Here is an 18,897-nt window from a genome sequence, read left to right on the forward strand (position 1 = left end):
TCCGTCGCGTCTCGTCGTGCGCATCATCCGGCGTCCGGTGCGATAACGACGGTTTCCTTGCCCGTCCTCAGCCGAGCGAGCCGATGATGCTCACATCGTGCTGCTCGGGGATCTCGTTGTACGACAACACCGCGAGCCCGGGCGCGAAGAGCCGCGCATAGCGTGCGAGCAGCGGGCGGATCTGCGGCATCACGAGCAGCAGCGGCGCCGCGGACTGCTGCTTCATCTGGTCGCGCGCGAGCGGCATGTTCGTCTGCAGTTGCGCGAGCAGGTTCGGGTCGACCGGGTAGTTGTCGAGCGCGACCTTGCCCGCCTGGCGCGCCTGGTTCAGCGAGCCGAGCAGCATGTTCTCGAGCTCGCCGCTGAGGTTGAACGCCTTCATCTCGGGCGCATTGCCGAGCAGCGCGGCGACGATCTGACGGCGCAGCGTGCAGCGCACCTCGGCCGCGAGCAGGATCGGGTCCTTCGTGTTCTCGGCGTTCTCGACGAGCGTCGTCGCGATCGGCACGATGTCCTTCAGCGACACGTGCTCGGCGAGCAGCGTGCGGAACACCTTCAGCAACTGGCTGTGTGTGTAGGCCTTCTCCAGCGCGGCCGAGAGCTTTGGCGCGAGCGCGCCGAGGCGCTCGATCAGCGCCGGCACGTCCTCGTGGCGCAGTAGCTCGGTGAGATGCTCGCGCACGAGCTTCGCGACGTGGGTCGCGACGACGCTCGCGGTGTCGACGACCTGATAGCCGAGGCCGAGCGCGTGCGCCTTGTCCTCGGGCGCGATCCAGGTCACCGGCATCGCGTAGGCCGGCTCGATGCCCGGAATGCCGTCGATGTCGCCATACACTTGCGGCGACGGGATCGCCATCAAGCGATCGGCGAACACTTCGGCTTGCGCAATTGGTGTGCCGCTGAGCAGCACGCTGTACTGCGACGGCTTCAGCGCGAGGTCGTCGCGCACCGCGATCGGCGGAAGCAGCAGGCCCATGCTTTCGCTGATGCTCTGGCGCACCCCCTTCAGCCGTTTATGGAGCGGGGCGCCATGGGCGTCGTCGACCAGGCCGACGAGCTTGTAGCCGACCGACACCGATAACGGCTCGACGAACGGCAGGCTGCGCCAGTCGAACTCGGGGGGCTGCCCGGCGAAGAGCGCGGCCTCGATGGCAGCGGTGTCCGGTGCCGCAGGCTTTTTCGCGAACAGGCTCACGCGCCACGCGACGAACGCAAGCACCGCTGCGAACGTCAGGAAAGTCAGCAGAGGCATGCCCGGGATCACCGCGAGCAGGAACATCAGCCCAGCGGCGCCGTACAGCACCTGAGGGGATGCGAGCATCTGCGCGCCGATCTGCTGTTCGAAGTCCTGCGTGTCGTTGCCGATGCGCGTGACGATGATCGCCGCGGCGGCCGACAGCAGCAGCGCGGGGATCTGCGCGACGAGGCCGTCGCCGATCGTCAGCAGCGCGTACAGGCGGAACGAATCGCCCAGCGACAGACCGTGCATCAGGGCGCCGATCGCGACACCGCCGATCATGTTGATGAGCAGGATCAGGATGCCGGCGATCGCGTCGCCGCGGACGAACTTCGACGCGCCGTCCATCGCCCCGTAGAAGTCCGCCTCGGTTGCGACTTCGCGCCGGCGCGTCTGCGCCTTTTCCTGATTGATCAAACCGGCGTTCAGGTCGGCGTCGATCGCCATCTGCTTGCCCGGCAGGGCGTCGAGCGTGAAGCGCGCCGACACCTCCGAGATCCGCTCGGCGCCCTTCGTCACGACGACGAAGTTGATGATCATCAGGATCACGAACACGACGAGGCCGACGACGAAGTTGCCACCGATGACGACGTTGCCGAACGCCTCGATAACGCGGCCCGCGGCGTGGGTGCCCTCGTGGCCGTGCAGCAGCACGACGCGCGTCGACGCGACGTTGAGCGTCAGGCGCATCAGAGTCGTCGCGAGGATCACGCTTGGGAAGATCGAGAAGTCGAGCGGGCGGCGTGCCGTGACGCTGACGAGGATCACGATCAGCGCGAGCACGATGTTGAACGTAAACAGCACGTCCAGCAGCACCGGCGGCAGCGGCAGGATCACCATCGACAAGATGGCCATCAGGAATAGCGGCGCGACGACGCGGTGGCGGCGCAGTTCGGCGAGGAGTCGGTTCAGTGCGTTCATGGCGGCGCGCTCGTTCAAATGCGGCTCAGGTGAGATGAGGGGGGACGACGAGGTCGTGCGGGAGTTGCGGCGCCGCGTTGCGGCGCCCGCCGCGGAATGCCGCGAGCTGCAGCACGTAGGTCAGAACCTGCGCGACCGCCTTGTAAAGCTGCGCGGGTATCTGCTGGTGGACCTGGGTCGTGTTGTAGATCGCGCGCGCAAGCGGCGGCATCGCAACGACCTCGACCCCGTGCTCCACTGCGAGCTCGCGGATGTACAACGCGAGTTCGTCGACGCCCTTCGCGACCAGAAAGGGCGCCTCCGCGCGCTGGTCGTCGTACTTCAGTGCCACCGCATAATGCTCGGGGTTCACGACGACGACGTCGGCGGTCGGCACCGCCTTGCGCACGCCCCGACGGGCGAACTGCTGCTGCAGTTGGCGGACGCGCTGGCGCACTTCCGGGCGCCCCTCCGAGGTCTTGTACTCCTCCTTGACGTCGCGCTTGCTCATGCGCTGGTCGCGCAGGAACGTCAGCAACTGCACCGGCTGGTCGATCAGCGCGAACAGCACGAATACCGCGCATAGCGCGACGATGCCGTCGAACATCAGCGCGGCGCCGTGCGTAAGCGCCTCGTTCAACGGACGCGACTGCAGCGCGAGGTACGACGGAACCATGCTGCGACTGACGTGGAACAGCACGATCAGCAGCGCGACGGCCTTGAGCATCGCGGAGAAGACCTCGATCGCGTGCTTCAGCTTAAAAATGCGCTTGAAGTACGACAGCGGGTTCAGGCGATCGAATTTCGGCTTGAGCTGTGCGGCGCTCAGTACCCAGCCGCCGGGGTAGAGCGAGCCGAGCGCGACGATCGCCGGAACGACGAATAGCGGCAGAACCATCTTCAGTATCAGCAGCATCGACGTCGAGAACGCGTTCGACCAGACGTTGTCGAGCGCCTCGTCGCCGTCCAGCGTCGCGAAGCCGAGATGGAACAGCTCGCGGAAGTCCTCGAGGTAGCCTGGCGCGAGCAGCGCGATGAGATGCAGGCAGACGATGATTCCGATCATCGTCGACCAGTCCTTCGAACGCGCGACCTGTCCCTGCTCGCGCGACTTCTTCAGCTTCTGCGCGGAGGCTTTTTCGGTCTTGTCGCCGGTCGAGCTCTCTGCCATCGCTCAGCCTCCGAGATGTCTGCCGAGCATGCCGAGAACCTGATTCGTCATGCGCACGTAGTGGTCGGGGACGAAGCGCACGAGTTGCGTGAGCATGAACAGGCCGAACACCGTCACGAGCGAGAAGCCGAGCGAGAACAGGTTGAACGACGGCGCGATGCGGTTCAGGAAGCCGAAGCCGATCTGCACGACGAGCGCCGAGAAGATCACCGGTGCGGCGAGCAGCAGCGCCGCGGCGAACACCCACGCAACGCTGAACGCGACGCTCTGAAGCGCGGGCGCCGGGATGGCGGCACCCACCGGCCAAGCGTCGAAGCTCCTGCCGAGCACACCGGCGACGACGAGGTGGCCGTCGATCGAGAAGAACACGAGGATGCTGAGGATATACAGCAGCGTCGACACGACGTCCGACGAAGTGCCGTTCATCGGGTCGTTCATCTGCGCCATGGCGAGCCCCATCTGCGACGACACCATATAGCCGAGCACCATGATGACCGCCATCGTCAGGTGCAGCGCGAGGCCGATCGCGACGCCGATGACCACCTGCTCGATCGTCAGCACTACCGCCGCGAGTGAGAACGCCTCGACCGCTTCCGGCGGCTGGGCGACCGGCAGCAGCACGACAGCGATCACGAGCGCGAGCAGCACGCGCACCGCGATCGGCACCATGTTCTCGCCGATGACGGGCGTAGCCGACAGCAGCGAGAGCGCGCGCACGAACGGCCACCACAGCGCGCCGAGCAGTGCGAGCCACTGCGCGAATAGCTGCTCCACCGTCACGTGCTACCCGACGAGCACCGCGGCGCGCTGGAACACCGACACACAAAAATCCATCAGGGAGGCCGTCATCCAGCGGCCCATCAGCACGATCGCGAGCAGCGTCACGAGCAGCCGCGGCAGGAAGCTCAGCGTCTGCTCGTTGATCTGTGTCGCCGCCTGGAACAGGCTCACGACGAGGCCGACGACGAGCCCGGGCCCGATCAGTAGCGCGACGAGCATCATCACGAGGCGCAAGCTCTCGGCGACGAGGTCGGCCGCGATTTCGGGGGTCAGCATCGGAACGTCTTCGCGCTGCTCACGACACGAGCCGCACGCTCGTGACGAGCGTATTGACCGTCAGCGTCCAGCCGTCGACGAGCACGAACAGCAGCAGCTTCAGAGGTAGTGAGATCACGAGCGGCGACAGCATCATCATGCCCATTGCCATCAGCACCGACGAGACGATGAGGTCGATGACGAGGAACGGGATGAACAGCATGCAGCCGATCTGGAACGCGGTCTTCAGCTCGCTGAGCACGAACGCTGCGAGCCGTACCGTGAACGCATGGTCTTTCGGCTCGCCGACTTCGGTTTCGCCGGCGAGGTGCGAAATCTGTGCGAGCGCGCTCTTGCTGGTCTGCGCGAGCATGAAGCGCGACAGCGGCGCCTCGGCGACCGCGAGCGCCTGCTGCAAGGTGATCTCCTCGCGGTCGTACGGCACGAACGCGCCTTCCCAGATCTGCTCACCGATCGGCCGCATCACGAGCAGCGTCAGGATCAGCGCGACGCCGGTGACGATGCGGTTCGGCAGGCCCTGCTGCAGGCCGAGCGCCTGACGCAGCAGCGACAGCACGATCACGAAGCGCGCGAAGCTCGTCGTCATCAGCACCAGCATGGGCATCAGCCCGAGCAGCGTCATGATGATCAGGACCTGCGTCTTGACCGTCAGCTCGGTCGTCGCGCCGGTGGTCGTCTGCGTCAAGAGCGGCAGCGAGTCGGCGAAAGCCGAGAAGGGCGCGAGCGCACCGGCTAGCGCGAGGCCGAGCGCGACAGCCGGCCACGCGAGCGCGCCGCGGGACCACGAGGGGTTCATGAAGCGAGCGAATCGAGGTCCAGGTCTGCGAGTTCGACGACCTTCAGGCCGTAGTTCTCGCCGGCGACGACGACTTCGGCACGTCCGATCGGCGTGCCGTTGACGCGGATGACGAGCGGCTCGCCGGCTGGCGTGTCGAGTTCGACGACGCTGTCGGGACCGATATTGACGAGATCCTGCAGCGACACCCGCGCGCTGCCGACCTCCAGACTCACGGTCACCGGAATTTTGCGCATCATCTGCACGAGGTTGCGACGGGGGCTTGCCGGCTTGGGCGGCGCGTCGTCGAAATCGGCGAGCGGGGTGTCGTCGTCGGGGGTGGCATTCATTTCCATTTCTATTTCAGTCCATATCCTGGAAGGAGGTCAGGCAAAGCTGACCCTTGTGCTCGGCGACGTCGGCGTAGAACAGCGGCGCGTCGTCGACGAGCACCGTCGTCGGCCCGAGCGCGACGGGGATCACGTCGCCGACGCGTGCATCGAGCAGCGTGCCGAGCGGCATCTGCATTTCGAGCAGGCGCGCGCTCAAATCGAGCTGTAGCGCGGTGCCCAGTGACACAGGCGCCGAGAAGGAAGCGGCGCGTGCCGGTGCGAGGGCGCGAAACACGTGTTCTATCGCGCCATCGTCAATGGCGAGTCGGAGCATGCCTCGAACGTCGTGGCGCCGCTCCGAGAGCTGGGCGGAGATCATCCACGCGCTCGGCGGAGGGGACGCGGGGCGCGGGTCCGTGAGTTCGGGACCGCGGTCGAGCCCGGCGAGCGACGCGATGCGCTCAACGAGCATCGTCGCGAACTGGCGTCCGAGCATCGCGGCGAGGCGCTCCTCCGTCGTCGTCTCCGGATGCTCCACGTCCTTTGCAACCCCCGCCGCGCCGCCGTAGCGGTAGTCGAGCACGCACAGGAGCAGCGCACGGTCGAGCGCAAAGCCGATCGGCCCGAACGGGCTGTCGTATTTCAACCAGCGGGCGACGATCGTGTCGTCGAGTCGCGCGACTGTGAGGTCCACAATTTCGAAATGCGCGCGATAGCGTCGATTCAGCGCCGCACGCAGCCGCTCGACGAGATCGTGGCGCACGAGCGTTGCGAATTTATCGAGCAGATGGATCGGTCGGCCGAGCGTGCGCGGATCGACGACTGGATTCTGTTGAAGCGGCGCTCTCATTTGGCGTAGAAGGTTTTCAATTGCTCCGATTTCATGATTCATCCGGTGGGGTGATAAAAATGAATAGCCGGCGCCGCGATAATGTGAGGCGCGCGGATTGTAATCAGAAAAGCTTACATTTTTTGTGCCGTTACAAAATCCCGGAAATGAGAAATTGATTAAAGGTTGACAGAGTCTGAAACGACTTGTAACTTTGCGCAACATTTTAGGCACACCCGAGCGAAAGCCGGGGTCGCAAAGCTCCAGCCTAACGTCCGAACGGACCATGGCAGCGGAGTTGCCAGATCGAGACACTGTAATGTCTCGCAGGAAAAGGCTTACTTATCAAAGTTAAGCGCTTTCCGTTCTGTTGTGTCGCCCTTACGGCGACTGCGCCCCCTCTCGCTCCCGTGCGTCATGCCCGGTCTCCGATTTGCGCGAGGAAAACGTAAGCCCACAGCAGCAAAATCCCCCTAAGCGTCCTGGCGGCCTGTCGCTTTTGCGAAAGTCCGGCGCGTGACCATTCGGTCTACCCGATCCCTTTCGATAAATTTTATTTGGCTGCCCGAATTGCATCGGGCGGATGGATTCTTATCGCCATAAATTCCGTGTGATGCGTTATGCATCGGAATTTTATTGCGCCTGTTTAAATTTTTCGATTCACGACGAGTGCCGTTTATTTATTGTTCCGGTGCTGCCGGGAGCTGCTTGGGAATGCAGGGCGGCAATTTTTTTTGACGTCTTAAACGAATTCCTGAAATAAATGACTGCACGACGACGGAGCTGCCGGAGTGACCAATGAAGTTTGATCCAGCGATGGTGGCGCCCTTCGCGCGAGCGGGTGTTGCCGAAGCCGAAATTGCGCGGGCGAGTTCGGTGGGGGGGGGCGAAACAGGCGTGCCGCGTTTCGCCGAGAGCATGTGGCAGGCAGTGCAGGGCGTCGACGACAAGAACCGCGACGCCGGAGATCGGATGGCTGCAGTCGATAGCGGCCGCAGCGACGACCTCGTCGGCGCGATGCTGGCGAGCCAGGAGGCGAGTCTGTCGTTCTCGATGCTGATGCAGGTGCGCAACAAAGTCGTCGGCGCGGTCGACGAACTGATCAAGTTGCAGCTTTGACGCCAGCGGAGCACCACGCGTGATTGCCTCTCTCCGACCCGTCCTCGCTCGCCTTCGCGTGCCGACACCGCCGACAGGACTGCTCCGGAACGTCGTCCCGCTAGTCGTGCTCTCGGCCGCCGTGACCGCGCTCGTCCTGATGCTGCTGTGGCGCGACCAGGCTGCCTACAAGCCGGTGTTCGGCGCGGCGGAAAAGATCGCGGCTGCCGAGATGATGAGCGTGCTCGACGCCGAAGGCGTGCCGTACCGGCTGCATCCGGACAGCGGGCAGGTGCTCGTGCCCGAGGACCGGCTCGGTCGCGTGCGGATGCTCCTCGCCGCGAAGGGGGTCGTCGCACAGCTTCCGGCGGGTCTCGAGCTCATGGACCGGAGCGATCCGCTAGGCGTCAGTCAGTTCGTCCAGGACGTGCGCTTTCGCCGCGGGCTCGAAGGCGAACTCGCGCAGAGCATCGCGACACTCGACGCCGTGGCGTCCGCCCGCGTGCATCTGTCGATCGCGAAGTCGTCGTCCTTCGTCGTCAGCGATGGCTCGAAAAGCTCCGCGTCCGTCGTCGTGACGCTCAAGCCCGGACGCGAGCTCGGCGCCGAGCAGGTTGCCGCGGTCATCAAGATGGTGTCGGGGGCGGTCGCGAGTCTTGATCCACAGCGGGTGAGCCTCGTCGACCAGACCGGTAAGCTGCTCTCCGCACAGGTCGATCTCACCGAAGGCTTCGATCCGCTGCGTGGGGGCGAAGTCGAGCGGCGCTACCGCGACGAGACGCGCGCGAACGTGCGCGCGCTTCTCGCGCCGGTGCTCGGCGAACACAATTACCAGGTCAGCGTCTCGGTCGCGGTCGACAACGACCGCACGCAGGAGACGCACGAGCGCTACGGCGAGACGCCGAAGGTCACGAGCGAGGCGATGCGCGAGGAGTCCGGGCGCGACCCGCTCGCGATCGGCGTACCCGGTTCGCTCAGCAATCGGCCGGTCAACACCCCGCAAGCAACTGACGGCAAGGAAGCCTCCACTGCGCAGCGCGCTGCGACGACGCGTCAATACGCCTACGACCGCAGCGTGACTCAGGTGGAGCGGGGTCGCGGACGCCTCACCAAGCTCAGCGTTGCGGTCATCGTCAACAGCGCGGCCGCGCCGGGCGGTGGCGGGCAGTGGACTCCCGACGCCCTTGCCGACATCGAGCGCGTCCTCGCGGGCGGCCTCGGAATCGATGTCGCGCGCGGCGACAGCCTCGTCGTGTCGGTGATGAAGTTCCCCGACGTACCGACACCCCTGTCCTGGTGGGAGGAGCGCGACGTCGTCGTCGACGCGGGAGGCTACGCGGCGAGCGCCGTCGGCCTGCTGCTCGCGTACCTGCTCGTCGTGCGTCCCCTGCTGCGGATTGCCCAGCGGCGCTGGGCGCCGGCCCTGCCCGAGCGCGACATCACCGACGAGTTCGAACCGGTCGTCGCGATTGCCGAGACCAGGCCTGCCGGCGCGCTGGGCGGCCCGACGAGCGGCGGCGCCGCGGACAACTCGGTGGTGCCGCTGCTGGAGAACTACGACCTGCCCCCGGCGGGATCGCCGGTCGACGTGCTCGTCGACCATCTGAGGGTGCTTGCGGCGAAGGAGCCCGAGCGCGTTGCCGAAGTCGTTAAACAATGGGTGCAGGGCAATGGCCGAAGCTAACGCCGCCGACAACCCGCCCGCGAACGCGGTCGTCGCGACGACGCCGCTCGAGCAGGCCGCCATCGTGCTGCTGAGCATGGGCGAGGAGCCGGCGGCCGCGGTGCTGCGATGCTTTTCGCGTAGCGAGCTGCTGAAGGTCACGCAGGTGATGTCGCAGTTGTCGGGAATCAAGGTCGAATCGGTCAAGAACGCGCTGCAGCGCTTCTTCGACGACTACCGAGAGCAGAGCGGCGTGCACGGCGCGTCGCGTTCGTTCCTGAAACGCTCGCTCGACCTTGCACTCGGCGCGGACGTTGCCGACAGCGTGCTGAACAGCATCTACGGCGACGCGATCCGGCCGAAGATGGCGCGTCTGCAGTGGGCCTCGCCGAAGTGGCTTGCCGAGCGAATCGCGTACGAGCACGTGCGGATGCAGGCCGTGTTCCTCGCGTTTCTGCCGCCGCGGCTCGCGAGCGAGGTCGTCGACGCGCTGCCGGTGGACGCGCGCGATCTCGTGCTGATCAACGTCGCGCGGCTGCGCGAAATCGACCGCGACCTCCTGATCGAGCTCGACGAGGTCGTCGACCGCTGCCTCGCCAGCCTCGGACTGCAGAGCGCGAGCGTGGAGGGAGTGCGCCAGGCGGCAGAAATTCTGAATCGGCTGCCCGGCAACCGCCAGCAGATGGTCGAACAGCTGCGCGCGCACGATCCGGATGTGGTGTCCGAGATCGAGATCAGGATGTACGATTTCTTCATCCTGTCTCGCCAAAGCGAGACGAACATCGTCCGCATCATCGAGGAAGTACCGGTCGAGCAGTGGGCGGTCGCGCTCAAGGGCGCCGAGCCGGCCGTGCGTGACGCGATCCTCGCGGCGATGCCGCGTCGCCAGGCGCAGAGCTTCGAGGACATGATGCGTCGCGCCGGCCCCGTGCCGATCAGCCGCATCGAACAGGCGCGCCAGGAAATCATGGCGACCGTGAAGGCGCTCGCCGACGCCGGGGAAATCGAGGTCCAGCTGTTCGCCGAGGCAGTCGTCGAATGAGGAACTACCGTCCTCACCGTTTCCCGCCCCTGCCTCAGCTCCAGCTTGCATCGCCGATGCGAGCGGGAACTGCGGCCGAGTTGCAGGCGGTGCTTGCGGACGGTTTCCAGGAGGGGCTCGAGCGCGGCTATCGCGAAGGGCACGAGAGCGGTCTCGCGGCCGGCCGCGAGGACGGACGTGCCGCGGGTTACGCCGAAGGCCGCCGCGAAGGGCTCGAGGACGGCCGGCGTGCGGTGCGCGCCGACTTCGACGCGATCGCGCAGCCGCTCGACGCGCTGTTCGACAGCCTGAAGGGCATGCAGGCCGACTATCAAGCGGCGCTGCGCAAGGAGGTCGTCGAGCTCGTCGGCAAGGTCGCGCGCCAGGTGATCCGCTGCGAGCTCGCGCTGCAACCGGTGCAGATGCTCGCGCTCGTCGACGAGACGCTCGCGACGATGCCGCCGGTGCGCGAGGGCGTCGAGGTTTATCTGAATCCGGAAGAGCTGCAGTGCATCCGCGAGCTCGACCCCGAACGCAGCGCGCGCTGGACGCTGATCCCCGACAGCCGGCTCGAGCCGGGTGAATGCCGCGTCAAGGCCGACGGTCACGAGGCCGACGCGGGATGCCGTCAACGGCTCGCGGCATGCCTCGATCAGGTGCGTGGGCAGCTGCTGCCTGCATCCGAAGACGACCGGGAGGCCGCATGATCGGCGACGCACTGCGCAAGCTCGAGCTCGCCAGCGTGCCGGTCGCGACCCTGACCGGTCGCCTCGTCGGGGCGTCCGGGCTGCTGCTCGAATCAGCGGGCTGTCCGCTGCCGACCGGGCAGCGCTGCCGCATCGAGACCGCGAGTGGCGAATGGGTGCCGGCACAGGTCGTCGGCTTCCGGGGCGAGGTGTCATTCCTGATGCCGTTCAAGCGTGTCGAAGGGCTCACCACCGGTGCGCGCGTGCTGCCGGCGCCGAGTCAGAGTCCGTTGATGATCGGGCCGGCGTGGTTGGGCCGCATCGTCAATGGCCTCGGCGAGCCGATCGACGGTCTCGGGCGCCTCGTCGGCGAGCATCGCCTCGATTTCCGGCCGCCCCGCGTCAATCCCCTCAAGAAGCGCGCCGTCGCCGAGCCGCTCGACGTCGGCGTGCGGGCGATAAACGGCATGCTGACGCTCGGCAAGGGCCAGCGCGTCGGGCTGATGGCCGGCAGTGGCGTCGGCAAGAGCGTGCTGCTCGGACTGATCACGCGCCAGACCGTCGCCGATGTCATCGTCGTCGGGCTGATCGGCGAGCGGGGGCGTGAAGTGCGCGAGTTCATCGACCTGTCGCTCGGGCCGGCCGGATTGCAGCGCGCGGTCCTCGTCATCGCGCCGGCGGACGAGTCGCCACTTATGCGTCTCAAGGCGACCGAGCTGTGCCACGCGATCGCCGCGCATTTCCGCGACCAGGGCCTGGACGTGCTGCTGCTCGTCGATTCGCTGACGCGCTACGCGATGGCTCAGCGCGAGGTCGCGCTGTCGCTCGGCGAGCCGCCGGCGACGCGCGGCTATCCGCCGTCGGTGTTCAGCCTGTTGCCGCAGTTATGCGAGTCCGCCGGCAACGGCGAGCACGAGACCGGCAGCATGAGCGCGATCTACACCGTGCTCGCCGAGGGTGACGACCAGCAGGACCCGGTCGTCGACACCGCGCGCGCGATCCTCGACGGGCACATCGTGCTGTCGCGCGAGCTGGCCGATCGCGGCCATTACCCGGCGATCGACATCGCTGCGTCGATCAGCCGCTGCATGGCGCTCGTGGCGACGCCGGCGCACCAGCGCGCGGCGCGCGCGCTCAAGGAGATGTCCGCACGCTACGCGCAGGTCCGCGAACTGTTGCCGCTCGGCGCGTACGTCCCCGGCGCAGACCCGGCGACCGACCGCGCGGTGAACCTTTACCCGCAGATCGAGGCGTTCCTGCACCAGGGCGTCAACGAGCCCGCGCCGCTCGGCGAGACTTGCCGCCGGCTCGAGGAGATCGCGGCATGAGCCGCTCGAAACCGTCGAACGGCCTCCGGCGGCTCGTCGACCTGCGCGAACGCGACGTCGATCGGCTGACCGCAGAGGTCGCCGCGAAGCAGGCGGTGCGTGAGCGTTACCTCGGCAACCTCGCGCGGCTCGAGCAACTTTGCGACGGCACCGGGGCGAGCGGCGCGCTCCCGCCTGTGCTCTCGCTGAACTGCGCGGCATACAAGCAAAACGTGATGCTCGTTGCGGAAGCGCACCGCGCGGACCTGAAGCTGCACGAGGCCGACATGGCGCTGTCGCAGCAGGCGCTTCAGGCAGCCGCGCTCCGCCGCGAGGTGCTGGGGCAGGTGCACGAGCGCCAGTGCCGCGAGCTGCGTCGGGAGCAGGATGCCGGCGAACAGAAGCGACAGGACGAGCTCGCGTCGCAGGTGTGGTGGAGGGGCCGGTCATGAGTTCGCAGCCGCGGTTTCAGCATCGCGCGCCGGCGGTCGCCTTTCCTTCGGCAGACCCGTCACTTTTCGACGCCGAAGGAGCTCGTCATGGCTGAAATCAATCCCTCCGCAATGGCCTCGCAGATGGCCACGTACTACACACAGGGCACGCAGGACCTGATCGCGCTGCAGACGAAGGCGGCGCAGCGCACCTCCAGCGCCCTGACGACGCTGCAGTCCGCGCTGCAGGCGTTCGACACCGCGCTCGCGACGCTGTCGGGAAAAAAAGGACTTGTGCAGAACACGGCGACCTTTGGCGTTGCCGGCTTCGGCAGTGCGAGCGCAACGGCAACGGCGCAGCCCGGCAACTACGCGTTCTTCGTCGAGCAGCTCGCGTCGGCGCACCAGATCGCGTTCGAAGATCTGCCGGCGGTGCCGGTCGCGTCCGGCGGGCCGATCACGGTGTCGCTCGCCGACGGCACGAGCTTCGCGGTCAATCTCGCGGCGGCCGATCAGGACGCCGACGGGACGCTGTCGCAGGCCGAAGTCGCGCGCGCGATCAACCAGGCGGCTGGCAACGGCGGCAAGGTGAGCGCGATGGTCATGGCGGTCGGCACGACGACGCAGCTCGTGCTGTCGGCCGGCGTGACCGGCGCGGGCGGCGCGATCAGCGTCGACGCATTCGCCTTGCCGACAGGCCCGCTGAAGGACGCACTCGCGACGGGCAAGGAACTCGCCGCCGCCCGCGACGCGGTCGTCTGGCTGGGCGCGCAGGGCAGCGGGACGCGGCTGCAGCAGGCGTCGAACACCTTCACCGCGATTCCCGGCGTGACGATGACGTTCGAGCGCGCGCAGGCCGCGGGCGACGCGCCGGTCACGCTGACCGTCGCTGGCGATGCGGCCGGCACTGCGGCGAACGTGCGGGGTTTCGTCGACGCGTACAACACCCTCATGAAGGCGGTCGACGAGCTGACGAAGCGCGGCAGCGCGGACGGCGCGACCGCGTCGGCACCCTTCACCAGCGACGCTGGCGTGCGGATGCTGCGCAACAAGCTCAACGACATCCTGCGCCAGGACTTCGGCGGCGTGCGGCTGATGGACCTCGGCGTGAGCGCAGACCGCAACGGCGTGTTATCGCTCGACGCCGCGCGGCTCGACAAAAAGCTCGCCGTGACACCCGATGCGCTCGATCGCGTGTTCGGCACCGCGAGCCTGACGGCGCCCAGCGGGCTGCTCGGCGCGATGGACCAGTACCTCGATCAGTGGCTCGACACGACCGGCGGTCAGATCAAGCGACGCAAGGACAGCGTGCAGTCGATGCAGGCCGCACTCGCGGTGCGCCAGACGCGGCTCGACGCGCAGTTCGAAAGCGCCTACGAGCGCTACCTCGCGCAGTTCTCGCGCCTCGAGGGGCTGATGGCGCAGATGAGTCAGACGAGCGGAATGTTCGACATGTTCGCCGCGCCGAGCCGATGAGCCGCGCGCGCAAAGAGAGACGACCTTGAGCCACGAAGCCTATCGCGATTACCACAACGTCAACCTCGGCGCGCAGACTGCGCAGGCCTCGCCGGTGCAGCTCGTGCTGATCCTGCTCGACGGGCTGCTCGATGAGCTCGCGCGCGCACGCGCCCACATCGACGCGAAGCGCTACGAGCAGAAGGCGAAGAGCCTCGACAAATGCGTCGACATCCTCAACGGGCTGTCGAGCGCCCTCGACGTCGATGCGGGCAGCGAGGTGGTGACGAATCTCGCGCGCCTCTACGACTACTGCGCGGACCGGCTCTACAAGGCCGGCGTCGACCTCGATACCGGCGTCGTCGACGAGGTCGTCGGCCTCGTGACGACGCTGCGCCACGGCTGGCAAGGCGTGCAGGCAAACCATGGCTAGGCGGCGCGCAATGGATGCGGCGTTGCGGCGGCTCGAGGACGCGGTCGACCGCGAGGACTGGGCGGACGCCGCCGACGCGGACGTCGGATTCGCATGCGCGCTGTCGCGCTTCCTGGGTACCGAGCTGTCGCAGGCCGACCGCGACGCGCTGACGCGGGCCCGGGAGGTGCACGCCGGGCTGCGACATCGCTGCGAAGCCGCCTGCACGCGGCTCGAGGCGCATATCGCCAAGACCCGCGCGCACAAGGAAGGCTGGATCGCCTACGCCATGAGCGCCGAGCCGCGCGAGACCGGCGCATGACGTCGGTGTCCGTTCCCCCGACGGCGACTGCCGCGGGCCCCGTCGCGTCGGTCCCGCCGGGCGGTCGCGCGGCCGCCAGCGTTCGAGCCCCCACGGAAGCGCCGCGCGGAGACGTGCGGGAGGCCGGCGCGGGTGTAGTCGACTCGCGCGCTGCGTCCGCACCGCTGTTCGCCGACCTGCTGCGGGACATCGCCGCCAATGCCCCCCTCGCCGGAATCCCGGCCGAAGCGGCTCCGCCCACGGATGCGACAGAGCCGACGCGCGCTGACGAAGCGTCCGTCGCGGCCCTCGGCTCCGGCGACACGATGCTCGCGCGGCCCGCTGTAGTGGAAGGCGTCGGCGCTGACAGGATGTCCTTCGCTATGGCAAGCGCACGCGGTGGCGCTGCGATGAATGCCCCGGCCGCCACGCTGCGCCAGCTGCCCCCTGCGGTGACGGAGGTGGCAGGTCCCGTCGTGACGCAGACTGAGAAAACCACGCACGACGCAGCACGGCTCGCTGCCTTGCAACCCGCCGCACTCGAGCGGCCCGCGGCCTCGCAGCCTGCCGCACTCGATCGGCCTGCGATGGGTGAGCCGGCCGTCCCGCGCGGCGAGCGCGGCGTCGCGTCGGCGGCCGTCGAGCCGGCGTTCGCGCTCGCGCTTCCCTCGGATCACGTCTCCGCGCGCGAGGCGGCGCCGCTGAAGCTGCCGAACGGGCCCGCGACGCAGTGGCGCGAGCCGCTGCAGCAGGCGCTGGGAGAGCGGCTCCAGGTCGAGATCGGCCGCGGCGGCGAGCGTGCGGTGATCCGCCTCGATCCGCCGATGATGGGCCGCGTCGAGATCGTGATCCGTCACGACGGCGGTTCGTTGCACGTGCAGCTGACCGCGACGCACGGCGAGGTGCTGCGTCAGCTGCAGGGCATCGGCGAGACGCTGCGTCAGGACCTCGTGCAGCGGAACTTCGGTGATGTCTCGGTCGCGGTATTCGACGCTACGCACGACGGCGGGGGCCGCTCGCGGCGCGATCGCGGCGACGACCCCGAGCGCGAGCCGGGCCGTGCGCTGAGCGACGACGCGCCCGGCGTCTTCGCATTCAACAGGGACGAGGAGTAAGGGGATATGAGGAAGGCGAAACGCATCGCTGTGCTGCTCGCGGGCGCGCTGCTGATGGCCGGAGCCGGTGCGGGCGGCGCGTGGTGGCTGCTACGGGCGGCGCCGCCGGCCGGGCAAGCCGACGCGGAGGAGACGGTGCGCGATGCGCGCGAGTACAAGTACCTCGATCTCGAAAAAATCGTCGTAATGCTGCGCGGCAGCGCCGGTGAGCCGCTGTCGCACTACATGGCGGTGGATCTCGTGTTCAAGACGCCGGTCGAGCACGAAAAGCTCGTCCGCCAGCACCTGCCGTTGCTGCGCAGTATCGCGGTCAAGGCGATGTCGGCCTACACGATGGAGAAAGCGACGCTGATGTCCGTCGAGCAATTCGCCGCCGACATCAACGCCGCCTACGCCGCGAGCTATGCGGCCGATCGCACGACGATGCCGTTCGCCGAGGCGATGATCGGCAAGTTGATCATCGAGTGATCATGGATCTGCAGACGGGCTACGCCGAAGTCCAGCAAGCGGCGATCGGACTGCAAGCGGCCGATGAGCAGCGCCACTTGCTGGCATACGTGCCGCTCGTCAAGCGGATCGTGCGCCAGCTCGGCGCGCAGAGCGGCGGCGCGATCGACCGGGAGGACATGGAGCAGATCGGTCTGGTCGGCCTGCTCGAGGCGTTGCGCCGCTACGGCGTGCCGGACGAGCGCTTCGGCGGGTACGCGGCCACGCGCGTGCGCGGCGCAATCCTCGACGAACTGCGCCGCCAGGATTGGCGCCCGCGCGCGGTGCGCCAGCAAAGCCACAAGAATCGCGACGCGGTGCGCGAGCTTGTGCGCCGGCTCGGGCGCGAACCGGCCGAAGCCGAGATCATGCAGGCGCTTGGCCTGAGCGCCGAGGCCTACCAGGAGTACCAGCTCGCCGAGAGCGCCGAGTTGCTCGCGAGCTTCGACGAACTCGTGCAGGAGATCGGCAGCGTCCCGTCCGACACGCCGTCGCCCGAAACGCTGCTCGTGCGCCGGCGCACGATCGAGCAGGCACTCGTCGCGCTCGACGAACGCGAGCAGCGTGTCGTGCAGCTGTATTACGAGTTCGAGCTGTGCCTCGCCGAGATCGCAGCCGTCCTCGGACTGACCGAGGCGCGCGTGTGCCAGATCAACAAGGGAGCGCTGCGCAAGATGAACGCGTTCCTGCAGAAATCCTGAAGGACCCCGGAGCATGCAACAAATACTCGGTATCGCGATCGTCCTGGGCTGCGTGTTCGGCGGCTTCGTGCTGATGGGGGGCACCTTCGAAGTGATCTGGGAACCCGTCGAGCTGATGATCATCGCCGGGGCGGGCCTGGGCGCGATCGTCCTCGGCAACCCCCGCCATGTGTTGAACGAGATGATGATCCAGCTGCGCAAGGTCGTGCTGCGCAAGCGGCAGAGTTCCGAATTCCAGCGCCAGCTGCTGCTCTTGATGTACGAGCTCTTGCGCACCGCCGGCGGCGGACTGAAAGCACTCGACGCGCACGTCGAGGCGCCGCACGACAGTCCGCTGTTCCAGCGCTATCCGCTCGTGCTCGACGAGCCGAAGCTGCTTGCGTTCATCGTCGACAACTTCCGCCTGATGGCGATGGGCAAGATCAGCGGCCACGAGCTCGAAGGCGTGCTCGAGCAGGAGCTCGAAGCCATCCACGAGGAACTGAACCAGCCGTCCCGCTCGTTGCACAAGATCGCCGAGGCGATGCCCGGTTTCGGCATTCTCGCTGCGGTGCTCGGCATCGTCATGGCGATGAACTCGGTCGGCGATGGCATCGGTGCCGCGGATATCGCATCGAAGGTCGCCGCGGCGATGATCGGCACGTTCATCGGCATCTTCTTCTGCTACGGCGTGCTCGATCCGATCAGCAACATGATGAAGCAGATCGTCAAGCAGGAGATGTCGAACATGGAATGCGTCAAGGTCGTCATCGTCACCCACGTGTCGGGCAAGCCCGCGCTGCTCGCGATCGACGCCGGCCGGCGGCTCGTGCAGCTGAACATCAAGCCGAGCTTCGCGCAGCTCGAGTCGTGGATCGACGCGTTGCAGCAGCAGGGAGCGTGACCGGATGGCCCCGCCGCTCGGCAAGAACGCGAAGGACCATGACGCCGTCGTCAAACGCGTGTCGCGCAAGCACGAGGAAGACGACCACGGTGGCAGCTGGAAGGTCGCGTTCGCCGATTTCTGCCTCGCACTGATGTGCCTGTTCCTCGTGCTGTGGGTGCTTGCCGCACGCGACAAGGAGGAGCTGCAGCATACGCTGCGCGATGCCGGCGGGAACATGGTGCACGAGGGCGCGGGCAAGATGCCCGATCGTATGGGCGGACCACGCGGCAGCCTGATTTCGCGCGAACCGATGCCGAGTCACGGCGACACGCTCGCGCCGCGCAAGACGCCGGCGAACAGCAGCGAGATCGTGGTCCCCGACCAGAACGGGGCGCGGCTCGCGAAAACGCGCTACGAAACCGCGGCCGACATGCGCGAGCTTGCACGCGCGATCGCCTATCTCAGCGAGAAGGCCGGGCTGGCCGCGAACATGCAGACGATCCTCACCCCGTACGGGCTGCGCGTCATGGTGCACGACACCGACGGCCAGGGGATGTTCGAGCGCGGCAGCGCCGCGCCGACGGCCCATTTCGCACGGCTGCTTCGCGAAATGGGCCCATTGTTCGCTCAGATCGACAACCAGGTGCTCATCGTCGGGCACACGGACTCGCTGCAATACGCGGGCGGCGATCGTGCGGCGTACTCGAACTGGACCTTGTCGTCGAACCGAGCGATGACCGCGCGCACGCAGCTGATGCTCGGCGGCATGCCGCCGCGCAGCGTGCTGCAGGTCGCCGGCATGGCCGACCGCGGCCCGCTCGATCCGGGCGACGCCGCGGCCGCCAAGAACCGCCGCATCGAGATGCTGATCCTGACGAGCGGGCAGGCCGCGATCGTTGCTGAAATGTTCGGTACACCCGCCGAGACCTCGCCGCTGATCGACGGCGTCGTCGACTCCGCACTGCCCGATCGTAATGCGATCGAATGGTTGCGCGGCAAGCTGCGCGGGGTCGGAATCGGCCTCGAGCGGCAATAGCGGGGCGCAGGAAAACCAGT

At 67.3% G+C, this 18,897-nt stretch carries 21 protein-coding genes and 1 riboswitch; of the genes, 14 read left to right on the forward strand and 7 right to left on the reverse strand.

Features of this window, described 5'->3' with window-relative positions; translation table 11 throughout:
- Positions 1-67 precede the first annotated feature (67 nt).
- The 7 genes from ROZ37_RS16310 to ROZ37_RS16340 form a co-directional block, all read right to left on the reverse strand.
- The gene (locus tag ROZ37_RS16310; protein WP_312660906.1) at positions 68-2,158 is read right to left on the reverse strand and encodes a flagellar biosynthesis protein FlhA; all 2,091 of its coding nucleotides are present in this window, start codon (positions 2,156-2,158) and stop codon (positions 68-70) included.
- 25 nt (positions 2,159-2,183) lie between these two features.
- Positions 2,184-3,308 carry a flagellar type III secretion system protein FlhB gene (locus ROZ37_RS16315; RefSeq protein ID WP_312660908.1) on the reverse strand — a complete coding sequence of 375 codons (1,125 nt, stop codon included), beginning with the start codon at positions 3,306-3,308 and terminating at the stop codon, positions 2,184-2,186.
- Positions 3,309-3,311: 3 nt separating this feature from the next.
- Positions 3,312-4,082, reverse strand: coding sequence for a flagellar biosynthetic protein FliR (gene fliR, locus ROZ37_RS16320; RefSeq protein ID WP_312660910.1), 771 nt, complete (start codon positions 4,080-4,082; stop codon positions 3,312-3,314).
- A gap of 9 nt (positions 4,083-4,091) precedes the next feature.
- A complete protein-coding gene (fliQ, locus tag ROZ37_RS16325; RefSeq protein WP_409449971.1) occupies positions 4,092-4,364 on the reverse strand; it encodes a flagellar biosynthesis protein FliQ in 273 nt (90 codons plus the stop codon).
- A gap of 19 nt (positions 4,365-4,383) precedes the next feature.
- On the reverse strand, positions 4,384-5,160 hold the full coding sequence (gene fliP / locus ROZ37_RS16330) for a flagellar type III secretion system pore protein FliP (RefSeq protein WP_312660911.1): 777 nt from the start codon (positions 5,158-5,160) through the stop codon (positions 4,384-4,386).
- Positions 5,157-5,489 carry a FliM/FliN family flagellar motor switch protein gene (locus ROZ37_RS16335; RefSeq protein ID WP_312660914.1) on the reverse strand — a complete coding sequence of 111 codons (333 nt, stop codon included), beginning with the start codon at positions 5,487-5,489 and terminating at the stop codon, positions 5,157-5,159. Before ROZ37_RS16335 ends, fliP begins: the two co-directional genes overlap by 4 nt.
- Positions 5,490-5,502: 13 nt before the next feature.
- On the reverse strand, positions 5,503-6,525 hold the full coding sequence (locus tag ROZ37_RS16340; RefSeq protein ID WP_312660915.1) for a FliM/FliN family flagellar motor switch protein: 1,023 nt from the start codon (positions 6,523-6,525) through the stop codon (positions 5,503-5,505).
- A riboswitch (cyclic di-GMP riboswitch) is annotated at positions 6,520-6,606 on the forward strand. Its footprint overlaps the gene before it by 6 nt.
- A gap of 492 nt (positions 6,607-7,098) precedes the next feature.
- Between ROZ37_RS16340 and ROZ37_RS16345 the strand changes: the two genes are divergently transcribed.
- The 14 genes from ROZ37_RS16345 (at position 7,099) to ROZ37_RS16410 (ending at position 18,877) form a co-directional block, all read left to right on the forward strand.
- A complete protein-coding gene (locus tag ROZ37_RS16345) occupies positions 7,099-7,419 on the forward strand; it encodes a flagellar hook-basal body complex protein FliE (RefSeq protein WP_312660916.1) in 321 nt (106 codons plus the stop codon).
- A 19-nt stretch (positions 7,420-7,438) separates the two neighbouring features.
- Positions 7,439-9,082: a flagellar basal-body MS-ring/collar protein FliF gene (gene fliF, locus ROZ37_RS16350; RefSeq protein WP_312660917.1), complete on the forward strand. Its 1,644-nt coding sequence runs from the start codon at positions 7,439-7,441 to the stop codon at positions 9,080-9,082.
- Entirely contained in the window at positions 9,069-10,103 is a 1,035-nt protein-coding gene (locus tag ROZ37_RS16355; protein ID WP_312660919.1) for a flagellar motor switch protein FliG, read from the forward strand. The genes fliF and ROZ37_RS16355 overlap by 14 nt, the downstream gene beginning before the upstream one ends.
- A 56-nt stretch (positions 10,104-10,159) precedes the next feature.
- Positions 10,160-10,789 carry a flagellar assembly protein FliH gene (gene fliH / locus ROZ37_RS16360; protein WP_312660920.1) on the forward strand — a complete coding sequence of 210 codons (630 nt, stop codon included), beginning with the start codon at positions 10,160-10,162 and terminating at the stop codon, positions 10,787-10,789.
- The gene (gene fliI, locus ROZ37_RS16365; protein ID WP_312660921.1) at positions 10,786-12,096 is read left to right on the forward strand and encodes a flagellar protein export ATPase FliI; all 1,311 of its coding nucleotides are present in this window, start codon (positions 10,786-10,788) and stop codon (positions 12,094-12,096) included. Before fliH ends, fliI begins: the two co-directional genes overlap by 4 nt.
- Positions 12,093-12,527, forward strand: a complete 435-nt coding sequence (locus ROZ37_RS16370) for a flagellar FliJ family protein (RefSeq protein WP_312660924.1) — start codon at positions 12,093-12,095, stop codon at positions 12,525-12,527. Before fliI ends, ROZ37_RS16370 begins: the two co-directional genes overlap by 4 nt.
- Before the next feature lie 87 nt (positions 12,528-12,614).
- Positions 12,615-13,982 (forward strand): flagellar filament capping protein FliD, encoded by a 1,368-nt coding sequence (fliD, locus tag ROZ37_RS16375; RefSeq protein ID WP_312660925.1) that lies wholly within the window; start codon positions 12,615-12,617, stop codon positions 13,980-13,982.
- Between the two features lie 25 nt (positions 13,983-14,007).
- On the forward strand, positions 14,008-14,394 hold the full coding sequence (gene fliS, locus ROZ37_RS16380) for a flagellar export chaperone FliS (RefSeq protein WP_312660927.1): 387 nt from the start codon (positions 14,008-14,010) through the stop codon (positions 14,392-14,394).
- Positions 14,395-14,404: 10 nt separating this feature from the next.
- Positions 14,405-14,695 carry a hypothetical protein gene (locus tag ROZ37_RS16385; RefSeq protein WP_312660930.1) on the forward strand — a complete coding sequence of 97 codons (291 nt, stop codon included), beginning with the start codon at positions 14,405-14,407 and terminating at the stop codon, positions 14,693-14,695.
- 113 nt (positions 14,696-14,808) lie between these two features.
- Positions 14,809-15,789 carry a flagellar hook-length control protein FliK gene (locus tag ROZ37_RS16390; RefSeq protein ID WP_312660932.1) on the forward strand — a complete coding sequence of 327 codons (981 nt, stop codon included), beginning with the start codon at positions 14,809-14,811 and terminating at the stop codon, positions 15,787-15,789.
- Positions 15,790-15,795: 6 nt separating this feature from the next.
- Positions 15,796-16,257, forward strand: coding sequence for a hypothetical protein (locus tag ROZ37_RS16395; RefSeq protein WP_312660933.1), 462 nt, complete (start codon positions 15,796-15,798; stop codon positions 16,255-16,257).
- A 2-nt stretch (positions 16,258-16,259) separates the two neighbouring features.
- A complete protein-coding gene (gene fliA, locus ROZ37_RS16400; protein WP_312660934.1) occupies positions 16,260-16,976 on the forward strand; it encodes an RNA polymerase sigma factor FliA in 717 nt (238 codons plus the stop codon).
- A gap of 13 nt (positions 16,977-16,989) precedes the next feature.
- Positions 16,990-17,859, forward strand: coding sequence for a flagellar motor stator protein MotA (gene motA / locus ROZ37_RS16405; RefSeq protein ID WP_312660935.1), 870 nt, complete (start codon positions 16,990-16,992; stop codon positions 17,857-17,859).
- Positions 17,860-17,863: 4 nt separating this feature from the next.
- Positions 17,864-18,877 carry a flagellar motor protein MotB gene (locus ROZ37_RS16410; protein ID WP_312660936.1) on the forward strand — a complete coding sequence of 338 codons (1,014 nt, stop codon included), beginning with the start codon at positions 17,864-17,866 and terminating at the stop codon, positions 18,875-18,877.
- Positions 18,878-18,897 lie beyond the last annotated feature (20 nt).

Source organism: Aromatoleum sp., assembly GCF_032027225.1.
GTDB lineage: Bacteria > Pseudomonadota > Gammaproteobacteria > Burkholderiales > Rhodocyclaceae > Aromatoleum.

What these genes read in the sequence shown, in the direction of transcription:
- ROZ37_RS16310 (WP_312660906.1), bottom strand. Translation starts at nt 2,158, where the DNA reads ATGAACGCACTGAACCGACTCCTCGCCGAACTGCGCCGCCACCGCGTC.
- ROZ37_RS16315 (WP_312660908.1), bottom strand. Translation starts at nt 3,308, where the DNA reads ATGGCAGAGAGCTCGACCGGCGACAAGACCGAAAAAGCCTCCGCGCAG.
- fliQ (WP_409449971.1), bottom strand. Translation starts at nt 4,364, where the DNA reads ATGCTGACCCCCGAAATCGCGGCCGACCTCGTCGCCGAGAGCTTGCGC.
- fliP (WP_312660911.1), bottom strand. Translation starts at nt 5,160, where the DNA reads ATGAACCCCTCGTGGTCCCGCGGCGCGCTCGCGTGGCCGGCTGTCGCG.
- ROZ37_RS16335 (WP_312660914.1), bottom strand. Translation starts at nt 5,489, where the DNA reads ATGAATGCCACCCCCGACGACGACACCCCGCTCGCCGATTTCGACGAC.
- ROZ37_RS16340 (WP_312660915.1), bottom strand. Translation starts at nt 6,525, where the DNA reads ATGTTGCGCAAAGTTACAAGTCGTTTCAGACTCTGTCAACCTTTAATC.
- ROZ37_RS16345 (WP_312660916.1), top strand. Translation starts at nt 7,099, where the DNA reads ATGAAGTTTGATCCAGCGATGGTGGCGCCCTTCGCGCGAGCGGGTGTT.
- ROZ37_RS16355 (WP_312660919.1), top strand. Translation starts at nt 9,069, where the DNA reads ATGGCCGAAGCTAACGCCGCCGACAACCCGCCCGCGAACGCGGTCGTC.
- fliH (WP_312660920.1), top strand. Translation starts at nt 10,160, where the DNA reads ATGCGAGCGGGAACTGCGGCCGAGTTGCAGGCGGTGCTTGCGGACGGT.
- fliI (WP_312660921.1), top strand. Translation starts at nt 10,786, where the DNA reads ATGATCGGCGACGCACTGCGCAAGCTCGAGCTCGCCAGCGTGCCGGTC.
- ROZ37_RS16370 (WP_312660924.1), top strand. Translation starts at nt 12,093, where the DNA reads ATGAGCCGCTCGAAACCGTCGAACGGCCTCCGGCGGCTCGTCGACCTG.
- fliD (WP_312660925.1), top strand. Translation starts at nt 12,615, where the DNA reads ATGGCTGAAATCAATCCCTCCGCAATGGCCTCGCAGATGGCCACGTAC.
- ROZ37_RS16385 (WP_312660930.1), top strand. Translation starts at nt 14,405, where the DNA reads ATGGATGCGGCGTTGCGGCGGCTCGAGGACGCGGTCGACCGCGAGGAC.
- ROZ37_RS16395 (WP_312660933.1), top strand. Translation starts at nt 15,796, where the DNA reads ATGAGGAAGGCGAAACGCATCGCTGTGCTGCTCGCGGGCGCGCTGCTG.
- fliA (WP_312660934.1), top strand. Translation starts at nt 16,260, where the DNA reads ATGGATCTGCAGACGGGCTACGCCGAAGTCCAGCAAGCGGCGATCGGA.
- motA (WP_312660935.1), top strand. Translation starts at nt 16,990, where the DNA reads ATGCAACAAATACTCGGTATCGCGATCGTCCTGGGCTGCGTGTTCGGC.
- ROZ37_RS16410 (WP_312660936.1), top strand. Translation starts at nt 17,864, where the DNA reads ATGGCCCCGCCGCTCGGCAAGAACGCGAAGGACCATGACGCCGTCGTC.